Below are 14,839 nucleotides of genomic sequence, written 5' to 3' on the forward strand. Positions count from 1 at the left end.
ACCTCTTACATCCTAAACTGTGATTTTATGGAGAAGTAGCTGTGACCACTGAAACCTACGACAAGTCCAAGCTGGAAGAACGGGCACTCCGGCTTGTTGAAGCGGCCAAAAAAGCAGGCGCAGATGCTGCAGATGCTGTAGCGGTGACCGGCTCTTCCCTGTCTGTCTCTGTTCGTGAAGGTAAGGTGGAAGACACCGAGCGCTCTGAAGGTGAAGACTTCACCCTGCGCGTGTTCCTTGGCAAAAAGGTCGCCAGCATCTCCACCAACTCCTTTGAGGATGTTGAGGCACTGGCAGAGCGCGCCGTTGCCATGGCAAAGGTTATTCCCGAAGACCCATATGCGGGCCTTGCCGATGAAGACCTGCTTCTCAAGAAAATTCCAGAACTTGATCTGCTCGACCCGCGCATCGTGCTGGCAGATGAGCTTAAAGACTTAGCGCTGGAAGCTGAAGAAGCGGCAATGGCCGTTGAAGGCGTTACCAAATCTGGCGGCGCAGGTGCCAGTTGGGGGCAGTCCGGCCTCGTACTGGCGACCAGTCACGGTTTTGTAGGCGCTTATAGCCGTTCCCGTTCCGGCTTCTCCGTTACCGCAATTGCGGGCGAAGGTACCAATATGGAGCGCGACTACGAGTTCGATTCCCGCACATATTGGGATGAGCTGTCCAGTGCCAAAGAAGTAGGCCGCAAAGCCGGTGAGCGCACCGTTATGCGCATGAACCCGCAGCAGCTCAGCACCCGTAAAGCGATGGTGCTTTATGAACCTCGCGCGGCTCGCTCCATCGTTGGCCATCTGGCAGGCGCAATCAATGGCGCAAGCATTGCCCGCGGCACCAGCTTCTTGAAAGACAAGATGGGCCAGCAGATCTTTGCAGATGGCATTGTAATCTCTGATGATCCGTTCAAGCCAAAAGGCGGCGGCACTTCTCCGTTCGACGGCGAGGGCGTTGCAGCCCAGTATCTTGAACTGGTCTCCAATGGTATATTGAGCCACTGGTTGCTTGATTGTGCATCGGCTCGCGAGCTTGGCCTTGTAACCAATGGCCGCGCACGCCGCTCCGGTTCTACGACCTCTCCGGGCACAACCAACCTCACACTCCATGCTGGCGAGAAGTCACTTGAGGACATGCTCTCCGAAATGGGCGAGGGCCTTTGGGTAACCGACCTTATCGGCCACGGCGCAAACGGTATTACCGGCGACTATTCACGCGGTGCAGCTGGTTTCTGGATTGAAAACGGCAAGATTGCCTATCCAGTGAGCGAAATCACCATTGCTGGTAATATGAAGGACATGTTCATGAACCTCACTCCGGCCAGTGATCTGGATGACCGGTATGCGGTTGCTACTCCAACACTTGCCATTGAAGGGCTGACGATTGCCGGAAGTTGATCAAAAACAACAACAAGAAGATATCGACTTAATGCAGCGTGCCGCCCTTGAGGGCGGGCGCATTGCAATGTCCTTCTTTAAAAACAATCCAGACAACTGGATGAAAGAAGGGGACTCGCCTGTTTCCGAGGCTGATCTGGCTGTCGATAATTATCTGAAATCGACACTCATGGGATCGCGCCCCGATTACGGCTGGTTGTCAGAGGAAAGCGAAGACGATCCGGTTCGGCTGGAAAAGTCCCGCGTCTTCATCGTTGATCCTATCGACGGTACCCGCGCCTATCTGGAACAGCGCACAGAATGGTGCCTTTCCCTTGCCGTGGTGGAAAACGGCCTGCCGGTTGCCGGTGTTATCTATGCTCCGGCCCGTGAGGAACTCTTTACCGCTTTGAAAGGGCAGGGAGCCTTCTTGAACGGCGAGCGTATTTATGTTTCCGATCAGGAAGAGCTGAAGGGTACGCGGATCATTGGCCCTATCGGCTACTATTCACGGCCGGAAGCGCAGGCGGAAGGTGTGATCGATATTCCTTACCTGCGTTCCCTTGCATATCGTTTTGCAATGGTAGCGTGTGGCCGCATTGATGCTTCTGTCGCAAGGGCACGCGCTCGCGACTGGGACCTCGCCGCAGTGGACCTGATTATTTCAGAGGCTGGCGGACAGCTGGTATCTGTGGAAGGGCATTCACTTTCCTATAATAATTTGTCTACAAAGCACCCTGCACTGGTGGCATCTCCTGCAAGACTCTTTAAAAAACTACAGAGAATCACGAAGGTGTAATCCACGCATCGTGGTTCCCGTGGAGCGAGTACTCCGCCAGAGATTTGCTCGCGGAAATTTGTCAAAGGCAATTCTGGAGACTTTCAAGTGAGTGGGCAGGAAAATAACAAACAACTTCTTCACCTCGTATTTGGTGGGGAGCTGGACAATCCAAACTCTGTAGAATTCCGGGATTTGGAAAAGCTCGACATTGTTGGCATTTATCCAAACTATGCGACCGCGCATGCTGCTTGGAAATCCAAAGCTCAAAGCACGGTAGATAACGCACATATGCGATACTTTATCGTGCATATGCACCGCCTACTGGACCCTCAGGCAGAATAAGGGTATCAAGCGCCGTTGATGGCGCGGTGCGCCCAGATCTCAAAGGGTGAGACTTATAAAAAATGTTTAAAAAATTGGGCCGCCATCCTTTAACCATCAAGTTCATCGGCAACTCTTTAGCGTGGTATTTGCGCTTCGTACGCCGAACAAGCAAGTTTACGATTGATCCGCCCGACTTCTTCAGCAGTGGCCGGGTGGAAGCGCCATATATTGTTAGTATGTGGCACGGTCAGCACTTCATGATGCCGTTTGCCCGCCCAGATGGCTGGGACGTACGCGTTATGATCTCCCGTAGTGCTGATGGTGAAATCAACGCGATCGCTGCGGAAAAACTCGGCCTTGGGCTGGTGCGTGCATCAGGCTCCCAGCAGGGCCGTCAGATTTCCAAGCGCGGTGGCATGCGCGGTTTTATTGAAGCCCTACGCTGCCTGAAAGAAGGCGCAACCTTTGCAATGACCGCCGACGTACCGAAAGGTCCTGCGCGAAAGTCGGGTAAAGGTATCATCCAGCTGGCAAAATACTCCGGCCGTCCGATCATTCCAGTTGCTATGGCAACAAGCCGTCACTACGATTTTAATAGTTGGGACAAGGCGAGTCTTAACCTGCCTTTCAGCCATCTATGCCTATGCATGGGTGAGCCGATTTATGTCTCCGAGGATGCAAGTGATGAGGAAATCGACGCGCTGCGTGAACAGCTGGACACTGCCATGAACGCTGTAACCGACAGAGCCTACGGAATTGCAAAAGGGCGTATCAAGTAAATGCCTTCAATTTTGCTGGCTCTTTACCGCGGATTGGGCGAAGTCTCCAATCCGCTTTTGAATGCTATTCATTCGCGCCGTGTTCAGCGTGGAAAGGAAGACCCTTCCCGCAAGAACGAGCGGTTTGGAAGAGCCGATATCGCACGTCCTGATGGAGCGCTCATCTGGATTCACGCCGCAAGCGTTGGCGAAACCATGACGGTGCTGCCCCTTGCGCAAAACGTTCTCGGCCAAGGCTACAAGGTGCTGCTGACAACCGGCACACTGACCTCTGCCGATACGGTTGCCCGTGCTGGCATTGAGGGGCTGATCCACCAGTTTGTACCTTACGATACCGCCCCATGCGTGCGCCGTTTCCTCGACCATTGGAAGCCGGACCTTGCGATTACCGTAGAATCCGAAATCTGGCCAGTTATCTTCTCTGAATTGAAAAACAGGGAAATTCCGCTCGCTATTATCAATGGCCGGATTTCCAAAAAGACTTTCAAGGGTTGGAAACGACTGCCGCCGTTTACAAAAGCGGTGCTTGGCGGCGTTCGTGTTGTGCTTGCCCAGTCGGCCCGCGATGGTGCGCGTTTCAAATCTCTCGGAGTTCCTCATGTTCGCTCGGTAGGCAACATCAAGTTTGATGGTGCCAGCCTTGATGTGAACGAGAAGATGCTTGGCGAATTCCAGTCCGGCATTGGTGAACGTCCTGTTTGGTTGGCAGCAAGCACGCATCCGGGCGAAGAAGAACTCGTGATGCAGGCCCATCTTGCATTGAAGCAGAAATACCCTGACTTGCTGACTATCATCGTCCCGCGCCATCCGGCACGCGGCGCTCTTTTGCGCAGCGAGATTGAGGATAAGGGCGTAACAGTTGCACAACGCTCCAAGGGCGAAGCCATCAGTGACGATATCGGCGTTTACCTTGCCGATACTCTTGGCGAACTGGGTGTCTTCTTCAAGCTATGCTCAATCGTGTTTATGGGTGGCTCTCTGGTTCCCGTCGGTGGCCATAACATTTTGGAGCCTGCCCAGTTTGACTGTGCAATCTTGAGTGGACGCGAAGTCGCCAACAATGCCGCGCTTTTCAAGGCTTTTGAAAACGCCGAGGCAATTGTTATGGTCGACGATGCAGGTGAGCTGTCTCGGGAAGTGGACGAGCTTCTCTCAAATCCCGAGAGCGTTAAGGCTTATGCAAGCTCTGCGCGTAAACTGTTTGATGCTGGTCGCGGTGCACTGGCCCGTACCTGTGACGCGCTTGCGCCGTATCTGCCCAAGCTCGATGCTTGAAGTCTATGCCCGTAACGGCTGGAAGGTCGTTGCAGGCGGGACCATAAAGGCTCTGTAATAAACGAGGCATGTGGACATGAAGGCACCTGACTTCTGGTGGACACCAAAGCTGGAATGGCAATCGGCACTGCTGGCGCCCGTTGGGGCTGTCTATGGCTTTGTCTCGGCCTTCAGAATGGCACGTCCTGCCCGTTATAGCTCCAAGCTTCCGGTTATCTGTATCGGCAACTTCACAGTTGGCGGCACTGGTAAGACGCCGTTTGCCATCGCCCTGTTCCAGCAGATGAAAGAGCGTGGCTATAAGCCATCCTTCCTCCTTCGCGGTTACGGCGGAACCATTCGCGGCCCTGTTCGCGTTGATCCAGATAAGCACCGTGCGGAACTGGTTGGCGATGAGGCGATGTTGCTTGCCCGTGTTGGCCCGACTGTCGTTTGTGCAGATCGTCCCGCTGGTGCCAAACTGCTTGAGAGCCAAGAGGATGTAGACCTCATTCTCATGGACGATGGCTTCCAGAACCCGTCCTTGCGAAAGGACTTCTCCATTGTTCTTGTTGATGCCGCGGTTGGCACAGGCAACAACCACTGTCTGCCTGCAGGACCACTACGTGCTCCGCTTGCTCCGCAGGCCAGTAAAGCCGATGCAATCGTTCTGGTAGGTGAGGGCAATCAGGCTGTTGAAGCGCTGCGTGTGGCGTCCTCCTACGGACTAACAGCTCATAAGGCGCATATAGAACCGCTCTTCGCTGACAGCATTGAAGGCGAGCGTGTGATCGCTTTTGCCGGAATTGGCCGTCCGCAGAAGTTCTTTGCATCTGTGCGCATGTCAGGGGCCGAGTTGGTTGAAGCGCTGCCGTTCCCTGACCATCACCCATTTACGAGTGAAGAAGCAGATCAAATTCTCAAGACCGCTGAGTTGAAAGACCTGATGCCGGTAACCACCGCCAAGGACTTTGTTCGCCTTAAAGGGCACAAGGACAGAACACTGCAAGAGCTTGCCAGCAAGTCAGCAGTGCTTGATGTCTTTATGCAGCTGGATGAGCCTGACGATCTTATCGAGGAAATAGAAAAGGCCCTTGGAAGACATCACACCGGCAAATAACTTGCCAAACGTGGTGATGCCTCAGGGCCTTTAAATCTCTAAGCTTTGAAAGCTGGTAAGCAGCGAGTTACGCCTGCTTGTCGTTGCGCACGTATGCTTCGTGAGCAGCAGCTGCATCCACATAAGCTTCCTGACGCGATACGCTCCAGTACTTCAAATCATCCAGCTGAATGGTCTGGCCGGTTACAGCACACCGAACGAAAGTACCCGGTACATCAACGTGATAGTCACCATCCAGGTAAACGATCTTGGCTTCTCTAGGCAATTGCGTGTTGTCAAAACGGTTCATTGTTATAGTTCCGGTTCCGGTTGGTGTTCCGTGCTAATAAAGGGGGATGCCCCAAAAAGCCAGCAATTGTTTAACGAGCGGTATCCAACGGTCCTAAGAGCCTTTTGCAGCTGGTTGCGCTTCCGCTGTCATCAGCGAACTCTCGCTATCAACTGGCTGACCGGCTCTGTCTGCCATGGATCGCAGCGTCACCCTTATCACCACAAGCGCTGCAATACCAAACACTATACCGCCGATTGCTTGGCCTGCAAGAACACCATTAGCACCGAAATAGTGACCGCCAACCCATGTGAACGGGATGGTGCCAAGCGTTGCCCGTGCCCAGTTGAAGGCGGTGGAATAAAGCGGATAGCCCAGATTGTTGAAGGCCGCATTTGAAACAAACAGTGCGCCGTTGAAGATAAAACCGGCAGCAGCAAAAGTGCAGAAGAAGGCGATCAGAGAGCGGCTGTCGCCTTCAGCATTGAAGACGGCGGCAATCGGGTCTTGCAGTATGGCAAGCAGTCCCCATGCGAGGAGCGAGTATGCGAGCACGAAGATGATGGAGTCGCGCATGGTTCTGGAAAGGCGCGTGTAAAGGCCCGCACCAAGGTTCTGCCCCAGAATTGGGCCAACCGCACCTGAGAGCGCAAACAGAGCACAAAACGCCACCGGAATGATGCGGCCTACAACGGCCCAGCCGGCAACAGCTTCATCCCCAAATGCGGCGATTTCTGAGGTGACCCACGCATTGCCAACCGGTGTTGATATGTTGGTTAGAACGGCAGGAACTGCCACGTAGAGCAAGGCCCGCCCGTCTGTCCAGACGTTTGCAAGCGAAGGCATTGCAACCATCTTGTGCACAGCAAAGCAGGCATAGACGCCCATACCAGCCATAATGAAACGGGCGAGAACCGAGGCGATGGCTGCTCCGTTGATGCCCATGTCCAACCAGAAGATAAATATTGGATCAAGCACTGCCGTCGCCGCGCCCGCCACCAAAGTAAGGGTCATTGCTCGCCGTGCATCACCCTTTGCTCGCAAAAGAGCAGACATTGCCATACCAAGACACATAAGCGGCAACGACGGCATTACGATCTGAAGAAACTCCAGAGCATAGCGGTGTGTGTCGCCGTAGGCGCCAAGTGCGGATAGCAGCCCGCCAAGGAACGGGAAGACACAGGCGACGAATATGCCAGAGAGGAAGAAGGAGACGAGCAGGGCAAGACCAGCCATTTGCTTCGCGCTATGCCCTTCGCCTGCACCAATGCGGCGCGATACAGTCGCACTTGCTGCAATAGAAAGGCCGATGCCAATAGCGGTGTTGAAGAAGATAATCGTGCCTGCATACCCGATTGCAGCTGCCAGCTCCTGCGTGCCAAGCTGGGAAATGTAAAACAGGTTTGCGAAGTCCACGAGGAAGACCGAAATCAGCCCGATCGTGCCTGTAGAGGTCATTACCAAGACATGACGCATTGTCGAGCCTTGGGTGAACTTTGCCGAATGGGCCGGTTTTGCGGTCATTTACGTCCTATCTGCTTTTTGTCTGCCGTCGCCGCTAAAGCGGGATGATCCGTATTCAGCGCTTCTAGTACGCGGCAGTCATGTACGTGCCCCTCGCATGCTTGCTCCAGCACACTCTTCAGCTCATCCCGTAATACGGTGAGGCGGCGGATCTGGTCTTCAATTTTGGCCAGATGCTCGCGGGCGATGTTATCGGCGCTGGCGCAAAATGCACCGGGCTCGGCGCTAAGCTGCAACAGGCTTTGAATTTTCTGCAGCGAGAAACCCATGTCACGGCTATGGCGAATGAATGTGAGCTGCTTGAGATGGGTTTCGTCATAACGACGCTGCCCACCCTCGGTACGAGGTGGAGCGGCTATGAGGCCCTTTTCCTCGTAGTGACGAATAGTCTGCACACTTGTGCCAGTCCGCTTTGCAAGATCACCAATCGAATAGTCGTGGGACATTTCTAACCTCGGTCCAAACGTAGAGCGGATGAATAGCGCCTACGCTATTCCAAGTGCAACAAAAAGCACAGCATCTAAGATGGTGTGTTTTCGTCGTCCTCAGTACGAGGGGTGATCTTGTGCAAGGTTTCTGTGCCGGCAAAGAAGTCCCCTTCAAGCTGCATTGCCAGTCGCTTGCTGTCGCGCTCGCGCACATCCGCCTCGATTGCGTCAATACGGTCTTGCGGTAGTCCCAGATGTTCTAGGGCGGTGCGGCCAAACACAACACTACTTTCGAATGTCTCACGGATCTGGAAGTCAACGCCCATGCGAGTTAGATCCAGCGCGTGCGCTCGGTCTGTTGCGCGGCAGAACAGAGCAACATCAGGGAGCTCCTGCCTGATCTGCGAAATTGCCGCCTTCATAACGCTATCATTTTCGATGCAAAGGGCGATGAGAGCAGCATTGCCAGCCCCAGCGGCTTTCAAAACATCAGGGCGGGTTGCATCACCAAAGTAGATTTTGAAACCGAGCTTTTTGGCATAGGCGATACGGTCTGGCCGGTTGTCGAGAGCGGTTACAGAAACGCCTTCGGAGGTCAGCATCTGCGCGACCATCATACCAAAGCGGCCAAAGCCCACGATGAGAACACTTGGTGTTACATCTTCAAAAGAGTCGATCTGATCAGAAGGGACACCCGCCTTTTTCATCTTTGCAGCAAGCCATTCAAGGATGTTGCCTGCAACTGGAGTTAGCAGCATGGTGATGATGACGGTGGCGCTCAAAATGTTTGCGGTAAGCTCTGGCAGAATGCCGAGCGCCAATGCAGCAGTAAACAGCACAAAGGCGAACTCGCCGCCTTGCGGCAAGGTAACGGCAACACGAAGACTGTCGGAGTTGGAAGAGCCAAACGCTCTCGCCAAAGCCCACAAGATCGCGCCTTTAGTGAACATCAACACGATGACCGCAAGAAGGACGGTCTGCCAGTTGTCCCAGATAAGATCAAACTGCAGGGCCATGCCAACGGCCATGAAGAACAGACCCATCAGCAGAGAGCGGAACGGCTCGATATCTGCTTCAAGGGTATGGCGATAGCTGGATTCAGCCAGCATCACGCCGGAAAGGAACGCCCCAAGCGCCATTGAAAGGCCAACAACGGACATAAGACCGGCACTGCCAAGCGCAACGAGTAGGGCTGCAGCCAGCATAACTTCGCGTGCGCGTGTCGCTGCCAGAATTTGGAAAAGCGGAGAGATGAGATAGCGGCCAGCGACGATAACCGAGGCAACGGCGCCAACAACCAGCGCGACTTCGTAGATAACATCGAGCGTTGTACGGGCACTCTCACCAGGTGCCATCAAACCTACGATGGCAAGAAGCGGCACAATGGCAATGTCCTGAAACAGCAAGATGCCAAAGGAGCGCTGACCGTAGTTGGTACCCAGATGGCCGCGTTCCTGCAAAAGCTGAAGGGCAAAGGCGGTTGATGACAACGCAAGGCCAAAACCTGCCACAAAGGCTACCTGAGTGCTTAGGCCAACGTAAAGGCCAATACCGGTAAGAACCGCGCCGGAAATAAGAACCTGACTGGAGCCAAGGCCGAAGATATCCCGCTTCATCGTCCAGAGCTTGCGCGGGTCGAGCTCAAGACCGATGATGAAGAGCAAAAGCACTACGCCCAGCTCCGCAAAGCCGAGAATTTGTTCTGGTTCGGAAAAGAAATTCAGCACATACGGGCCAAGAATGATACCGGCTGCAAGATAGCCGACGACAGAGCCCAACCCGATGCGTTTGAAAAGTGGAACGGCAAGAACTGCTGCTGCAAGCAGCATAATAAGCTCGGCGAAAAACGGCGGCAGGTGGGGCTCAGGCATGTAGTTTCCCGTAGGTGGATCTTAGGGTTGTTTAAACGATTCCACATGAAGCGCAAATTGCATCATATGGCGAACGCACCAAGGCGCCCAAGCATTGCAAAAAGGGCACAGTATCGCTCTGTGCCCTGTTCTTTACAGCTCTAGTCCCAGTTCCTTTATCGCAGCCTTTAGCCCTGCTGCACTTTGGAAGACATGACCGGAAAGACTTGCTGAAATAGCGCCTTCAACGTTCTCAGCCAGATCGTCAATGAAAAGGCAGCGCTCTGGGGCGTGTCCATAGCGTTCGCATAGGACGCGGTAAATTTCAGGGTTTGGCTTGGCAAGCCCGAGCTCTGCAGAAATGTGTAGGTTCTCGCCAAAAATCTCGACTGCTTCAGGCGCGCATAGCTCCCAATGGTCCTGCAAGATAATGCAGTTATTGGTAAGGATCGCCGTATCAACGATCTCGCTGAGCTGGGAGGCGATGGAAAGCACACTCGGGCGAGGGCGCATCATAGAGCGGCGGATCTGCCCCCACTGCAAGGAGGTAATCGGATAGCCGAGATGCTCGCTATAGCCTTTGAGGTAATCTTCTGTGTTATCCGGCTTGCCTTCATCGGCGCCTTCTTCAAAACCACCTGCGGCATAGATAGCCTGATGAACTTCATCAGGTGTTTTGCCGCTTAGTTTGGAAAGCGCTTGCAAGCGCACAGGACGGTTAAAGTCGTAAAGGACATCGTCCATATCGAAGATTACAAAATCAATAGCCATAGTTCTTGTCCGTCGAACCTGTTTCACACGGTCCGTTGCATTCAAAAGATAAAGAAGGGGCCCGAGTGTTCCTTGGGCCCCTAAAAAATTCGGTTTCGGGCGGTTGCCTTATCAGGTTGCTGTGCCGCCAACTGTCATTGCGTTAATGCGCATGGAAGGCTGACCAACGCCAACAGGAACGCCCTGACCGGCCTTGCCGCAAGTTCCGATGCCCGGATCAAGCTTCAAATCGTTACCGATCATGCTCACACGGGTTAGGGCGTCTGGACCATTGCCAATAAGCATAGCGCCCTTAACCGGAGCGCCAACCTTGCCGTTCTCAACGCGGTACGCCTCGGTGCAGGAGAACACGAACTTGCCAGAGGTGATATCAACCTGACCACCGCCAAAGGAAACAGCGTAGATACCGTCTTTGACGCTCTCCAGAATTTCTTGCGGGTCCTTGTCGCCGTTCTCCATGATCGTATTGGTCATGCGCGGCATTGGCTGATGTGCGAAAGACTCGCGGCGACCGTTGCCGGTCGGCTTCATGCCCATCAGGCGAGCGTTCTGGCGGTCCTGCATGTAGCCCACAAGAATACCGTCTTCGATAAGCGGTGTGCGGTTGGTCGGGGTGCCTTCATCGTCAACGGAAAGGGAACCACGACGATCAGCAATCGTGCCGTCATCAACGATGGTCACGCCCTTTGCTGCAACGCGCTCACCCATAAGGCCAGCGAAAGCAGAGGTCTTTTTGCGGTTGAAGTCACCTTCAAGGCCATGGCCAACAGCTTCGTGAAGCAGAATGCCCGGCCAGCCAGCGCCCAGCACGATATCGAACGTACCAGCAGGAGCCGGAACCGCGTCAAGATTCACAAGGGCCTGTCGTAAAGCCTCATCCGCTGCGGCTTGCCATGTGGTTTCGGCAACAAACTCGCCAAAACCCTCACGGCCGCCCATGCCATGGCTGCCCGATTCCTGACGATCGCCTGAACCGGCCACGATAGAAACGTTGAGGCGAACCAGTGGGCGCACATCTTTAATACGGTGTCCGTTGGCGCGAAGGATATCGACAACCTTCCAGCTACCAACGATGGAAACGGATACCTGCTTAACACGCGGGTCTTTTGCGCGGGCATAAGCGTCAATCTTCTGGAGAAGCTGAACCTTCTCTTCAAAGCTAGGGCTGCCGATTGGATTTTCGTCGGTGTAGAGTTTGCGGTTAGTGCGCTGTGGAGCTTCAGCATAAGTGCCGGTGTGGCCGCTTTTTACAGAAGACACGGCATCAACGGCGCGGCGCAAGGAGCCTTCGGAAATCTCGCCGGAGTGAGCATAGCCGGTTGCTTCACCAACTACGGTGCGCAGGCCAAAGCCCTGACCACTGTTGAAGCTGGAGCTTTTCAGACGGCCGTTATCAAAGACCAGTCCTTCGCTCTCGGAATATTCCAGATACAACTCGCCGTCGTCTGCTCCTTGAAACGCCTCGGAGATGATGGAGCGGGCTTTTTCTTCACCCAATCCGCTGGTTTCAAGAAGATCTACGGGCTGTTGTGTCATCTTGTTTCTAGCTCCTGTGAGGCGCACGCCCCGCGCTGTCCTGCGAGGATTCGGGCTTCCGCAAATGATTAGTCACCCTGTCATGTGCAACTTTGATCAGGTGAATGCAAGTAGCATAGTGGCAGCAGCAATGAGCACAACACCACTAATTTTTTGAAGGATATGGGCAGTTTGCCCATCTTCTGCAAGGCTACGAGCACTTGCGCTAGCTAGGGCCATTACACTGTCGATGCAAAACGCTAGGGCAAGGTACGTTACCGCCAGAATGGTGAGTTGCGGCTCAGCCGGAAGGGAAGTTGTCATAAATTGCGGAAAGAGTGCTGCGAGAAAAATAAGTGTCTTGGGGTTTGAAAGACCCACGAGAAACCCACCAGCAAAATGGCGTGAGCCAGACAGAGCGGGCTTCTGAATACTCTGCTTCTTCAAGAGTGCAGTGATGCCAAGATAGAGCAGGTAGGCCGCCCCGCCGTACCGTATAGCTTCAAAAACAAGGGGCGCTTGCTGAACAACCCAACCAAGGCCAAGCGTTACGACGATGATCTGCAACAACTGCGCGATTGTGGCACCAACAACAGTGAGAAGGCCCGCGCTAAACCCGTGGGAGAGGGATTGGCCGATGATGAGGATCATATTCGGTCCCGGCGTGATCATCAGCAGGCTAACGGCCAGAACAAACGCAAGATAGAGCCCGATATCAATCACAGTAGCCTCACCAAGGGTAAAGCGTCAGTTTTGTAGATGCCTTCAGATTCGACAACTCAAAAGGCAATAAAAAAGGGCCGGAAACCCGACCCTTTCAAAACTCTTGGAGGCTTGAGCGCTTATTTCAGCTGCGCATAGCCTTCTTTAAAGCCTTCAAGTGCAATCGGAATGCCGATGCCTTCTTCCGGTGTCTGGAAGATGATGAAGGTCGCAAGCTTGCCGGTGGTCAGGTGGGTGAGCAGGTCATCCTGCATCATCACTTCTGCTACACAGCCGTTTGGCAGACAGCGCACAAAGGCAGCGCGGCCGATATCCTTGTCGTCAATGCGAAGGCCAAGGCCGGATGGCAGCAGCACACCGAGCGGAGCCAGAACACGCATAATGTCTGCCTGCTTGTCGGCTGTTTTCAGCACGATAACGGTAAGGCCAACGTTGTCACGGTCTTCTGCAGTCACGTTTTGGATAAGTGCGCACTGTTCTGATGGCGCGCCTGGAGGTGTGTCGCAACGTAGCTGCCAGTCATTATAGACGGAACGAACCTCACCCTGCGCCATTGCTGGGAAGGTGATGCCAACGCTCAAAACCGCTGTTGTTGCAAGTGCCACGACAAGGCGTGAGAAGCGGGTAACTAGATCCAAACGAACTTCCTCCGTTCGACGCTCAACCTGTGAATGCCAAGCAATGACGAATCAATAGGGATTAGTAAATGATTGTGCCCGCGAGCTTTCCAGCTTCCGTTGAAAATGGAAAGTCGCATTTACACCTTAACGACATAATTCCATCAACATGGGTTTTTAAGCGAAAAATCTCCCTATCCCGTGAAAAGTATCCTTAAGTTTCGTGGATTGTTGCGCTGCGCATGCGTGAAAGTACCTTAGGTAGCATTGCTAGCGTGGCCAACTTGTGGTTTCTCTCCAGAACATTGATACATATCAAAATAACGTGCGACCAAACGTCGCTTCGACCTACGTGGAATCGCGTATTTCCCGTATGTGAGCTAGAGTGTCGCAGGGTTAAATTTGATCTTGGCCGTCGTGTCGCGCGTAGCGGGACGCAAGAAATCCGTGAAGTCGGCGAGTAGTTCGCCGCTACCAGCGGCCTAAAAAACGGAATGAGGGAGCGCAAAAGTGACGAAGCTCTGGGAACGTCACATGAGAACACTAGCAACAGTCTTTGGGCTTGTTGGCGCGCTTGTGTTTTCTGCTGGCATTGCATCAGCTGCACAGCCGGAACCTTGGCAGATGGGCTTTCAGCCTGCTGCAACCGAGGTGATGGAATTTGTTCACTGGTTCAATAATTTTACATTGATCATTATCACCGCCGTAACGCTGTTTGTTCTGGCGCTGCTTATTTATTGTGTGGTGCGCTTCTCCAAGCGTAACAACCCGGAGGCTTCTAAAACCTCCCATAACACCATGATTGAGGTTGTGTGGACTGTCGTTCCAATCCTCATTCTGGTGGTTATTGCAGTTCCGTCCTTCCGCTTGCTGTTCATGCAGCAGGTCATCCCGCAGTACGACATGGTTATCAAGGCTACTGGTTACCAGTGGTACTGGGGCTATGAGTACGTTGACGAGGGCATGGAAGATGTCGCGTTTGACGCGATCATGCTGTCCGACGAAGAGCGTGCCGAGAAGATGGCCTCTGAAGGCCTGACTGAAAAAGACGTGCCGCGCCTTCTGGCGACCGATTACAACATGGTCGTGCCAGTTGATACCACCGTTCTGGTTCAGGTTACTGCTGGCGACGTAATCCACGCATTCGCAATGCCTGCCTTTGGTGTGAAGATTGATGCTGTTCCGGGCCGTTTGAACCAGACTTGGTTCCGCGCCGAGCGCACCGGCATCTACTACGGCCAGTGTTCTGAGCTCTGCGGTAAAGACCACGCCTTCATGCCAATCGCTGTTCAGGTTGTAACCAAAGAGCAGTACGCGGTTTGGGCAGAAGCAGCCAAATCCGACGTTGACGAAGCAAACGCCAAGCTTGCAGCCCTGATCAAGAAAGAGAAGGTCGCAGCAGCTAAGGGTGCGGACGACACCCTGACCGTGGCGGCTTCCAACTAACTGGCATTACCGAATTGCTGCGCCGGGTCCAAATGGGGCCGATCCGGCGCACCTTTGAAATTTGATGAGGGA

Annotated in this window: 15 protein-coding genes; 7 read left to right on the forward strand and 8 right to left on the reverse strand. The window is 53.8% G+C overall.

From position 1 onward, the window contains the following. Positions 1 to 41: 41 nt before the first annotated feature. From E1162_RS15415 to lpxK, 6 genes are all read left to right on the forward strand, one after another. The gene (locus E1162_RS15415; RefSeq protein WP_371311971.1) at positions 42 to 1,388 is read left to right on the forward strand and encodes a TldD/PmbA family protein; all 1,347 of its coding nucleotides are present in this window, start codon (positions 42 to 44) and stop codon (positions 1,386 to 1,388) included. A gap of 31 nt (positions 1,389 to 1,419) precedes the next feature. Beyond that, positions 1,420 to 2,166 (forward strand): 3'(2'),5'-bisphosphate nucleotidase CysQ, encoded by a 747-nt coding sequence (locus E1162_RS15420; RefSeq protein WP_155132894.1) that lies wholly within the window; start codon positions 1,420 to 1,422, stop codon positions 2,164 to 2,166. Between the two features lie 87 nt (positions 2,167 to 2,253). Continuing rightward, positions 2,254 to 2,490, forward strand: a complete 237-nt coding sequence (locus tag E1162_RS15425) for a DUF4170 domain-containing protein (protein ID WP_371311972.1) — start codon at positions 2,254 to 2,256, stop codon at positions 2,488 to 2,490. A gap of 62 nt (positions 2,491 to 2,552) precedes the next feature. Then, positions 2,553 to 3,251 carry a lysophospholipid acyltransferase family protein gene (locus tag E1162_RS15430; protein ID WP_155132897.1) on the forward strand — a complete coding sequence of 233 codons (699 nt, stop codon included), beginning with the start codon at positions 2,553 to 2,555 and terminating at the stop codon, positions 3,249 to 3,251. Next, positions 3,252 to 4,526 (forward strand): 3-deoxy-D-manno-octulosonic acid transferase, encoded by a 1,275-nt coding sequence (locus E1162_RS15435; RefSeq protein WP_155132900.1) that lies wholly within the window; start codon positions 3,252 to 3,254, stop codon positions 4,524 to 4,526. A 76-nt stretch (positions 4,527 to 4,602) separates the two neighbouring features. Beyond that, positions 4,603 to 5,625, forward strand: coding sequence for a tetraacyldisaccharide 4'-kinase (gene lpxK / locus E1162_RS15440; RefSeq protein ID WP_155132903.1), 1,023 nt, complete (start codon positions 4,603 to 4,605; stop codon positions 5,623 to 5,625). Between the two features lie 67 nt (positions 5,626 to 5,692). Here lpxK and E1162_RS15445 read toward each other — a convergent pair whose 3' ends face one another. From E1162_RS15445 to E1162_RS15480, 8 genes are all read right to left on the reverse strand, one after another. Next, positions 5,693 to 5,914: a DUF2093 domain-containing protein gene (locus E1162_RS15445; protein WP_155132906.1), complete on the reverse strand. Its 222-nt coding sequence runs from the start codon at positions 5,912 to 5,914 to the stop codon at positions 5,693 to 5,695. Positions 5,915 to 6,007: 93 nt separating this feature from the next. After that, on the reverse strand, positions 6,008 to 7,417 hold the full coding sequence (locus E1162_RS15450; protein ID WP_257099042.1) for an MATE family efflux transporter: 1,410 nt from the start codon (positions 7,415 to 7,417) through the stop codon (positions 6,008 to 6,010). Then, positions 7,414 to 7,863 (reverse strand): MerR family transcriptional regulator, encoded by a 450-nt coding sequence (locus E1162_RS15455; RefSeq protein WP_155132909.1) that lies wholly within the window; start codon positions 7,861 to 7,863, stop codon positions 7,414 to 7,416. Before E1162_RS15455 ends, E1162_RS15450 begins: the two co-directional genes overlap by 4 nt. 74 nt (positions 7,864 to 7,937) lie before the next feature. After that, positions 7,938 to 9,716 (reverse strand): monovalent cation:proton antiporter-2 (CPA2) family protein, encoded by a 1,779-nt coding sequence (locus E1162_RS15460; RefSeq protein WP_155132912.1) that lies wholly within the window; start codon positions 9,714 to 9,716, stop codon positions 7,938 to 7,940. Between the two features lie 132 nt (positions 9,717 to 9,848). Then, positions 9,849 to 10,466, reverse strand: a complete 618-nt coding sequence (locus E1162_RS15465) for an HAD family hydrolase (RefSeq protein WP_155132915.1) — start codon at positions 10,464 to 10,466, stop codon at positions 9,849 to 9,851. Positions 10,467 to 10,577: 111 nt separating this feature from the next. After that, entirely contained in the window at positions 10,578 to 12,002 is a 1,425-nt protein-coding gene (gene tldD, locus E1162_RS15470) for a metalloprotease TldD (protein WP_155132918.1), read from the reverse strand. Between the two features lie 96 nt (positions 12,003 to 12,098). Beyond that, a complete protein-coding gene (locus E1162_RS15475) occupies positions 12,099 to 12,704 on the reverse strand; it encodes a LysE family translocator (protein WP_155132921.1) in 606 nt (201 codons plus the stop codon). A 119-nt stretch (positions 12,705 to 12,823) separates the two neighbouring features. Further along, positions 12,824 to 13,342, reverse strand: a complete 519-nt coding sequence (locus E1162_RS15480) for an invasion associated locus B family protein (protein WP_371311973.1) — start codon at positions 13,340 to 13,342, stop codon at positions 12,824 to 12,826. Positions 13,343 to 13,855: 513 nt separating this feature from the next. On the opposite strand from E1162_RS15480, the gene coxB reads away from it, so the two are divergent. Continuing rightward, on the forward strand, positions 13,856 to 14,767 hold the full coding sequence (gene coxB, locus E1162_RS15485) for a cytochrome c oxidase subunit II (RefSeq protein WP_155132924.1): 912 nt from the start codon (positions 13,856 to 13,858) through the stop codon (positions 14,765 to 14,767). Positions 14,768 to 14,839 lie beyond the last annotated feature (72 nt).

This window comes from Pseudovibrio flavus, assembly GCF_009711345.1.
Classification (GTDB): domain Bacteria; phylum Pseudomonadota; class Alphaproteobacteria; order Rhizobiales; family Stappiaceae; genus Pseudovibrio; species Pseudovibrio flavus.

Coding starts and splice junctions, on each gene's coding strand:
- E1162_RS15455 (WP_155132909.1), bottom strand. CDS start 7,863: ATGTCCCACGACTATTCGATTGGTGATCTTGCAAAGCGGACTGGCACA.
- E1162_RS15430 (WP_155132897.1), top strand. CDS start 2,553: ATGTTTAAAAAATTGGGCCGCCATCCTTTAACCATCAAGTTCATCGGC.
- lpxK (WP_155132903.1), top strand. CDS start 4,603: ATGAAGGCACCTGACTTCTGGTGGACACCAAAGCTGGAATGGCAATCG.
- E1162_RS15420 (WP_155132894.1), top strand. CDS start 1,420: ATGCAGCGTGCCGCCCTTGAGGGCGGGCGCATTGCAATGTCCTTCTTT.
- E1162_RS15450 (WP_257099042.1), bottom strand. CDS start 7,417: ATGACCGCAAAACCGGCCCATTCGGCAAAGTTCACCCAAGGCTCGACA.
- tldD (WP_155132918.1), bottom strand. CDS start 12,002: ATGACACAACAGCCCGTAGATCTTCTTGAAACCAGCGGATTGGGTGAA.
- coxB (WP_155132924.1), top strand. CDS start 13,856: ATGAGAACACTAGCAACAGTCTTTGGGCTTGTTGGCGCGCTTGTGTTT.
- E1162_RS15445 (WP_155132906.1), bottom strand. CDS start 5,914: ATGAACCGTTTTGACAACACGCAATTGCCTAGAGAAGCCAAGATCGTT.
- E1162_RS15460 (WP_155132912.1), bottom strand. CDS start 9,716: ATGCCTGAGCCCCACCTGCCGCCGTTTTTCGCCGAGCTTATTATGCTG.
- E1162_RS15465 (WP_155132915.1), bottom strand. CDS start 10,466: ATGGCTATTGATTTTGTAATCTTCGATATGGACGATGTCCTTTACGAC.
- E1162_RS15435 (WP_155132900.1), top strand. CDS start 3,252: ATGCCTTCAATTTTGCTGGCTCTTTACCGCGGATTGGGCGAAGTCTCC.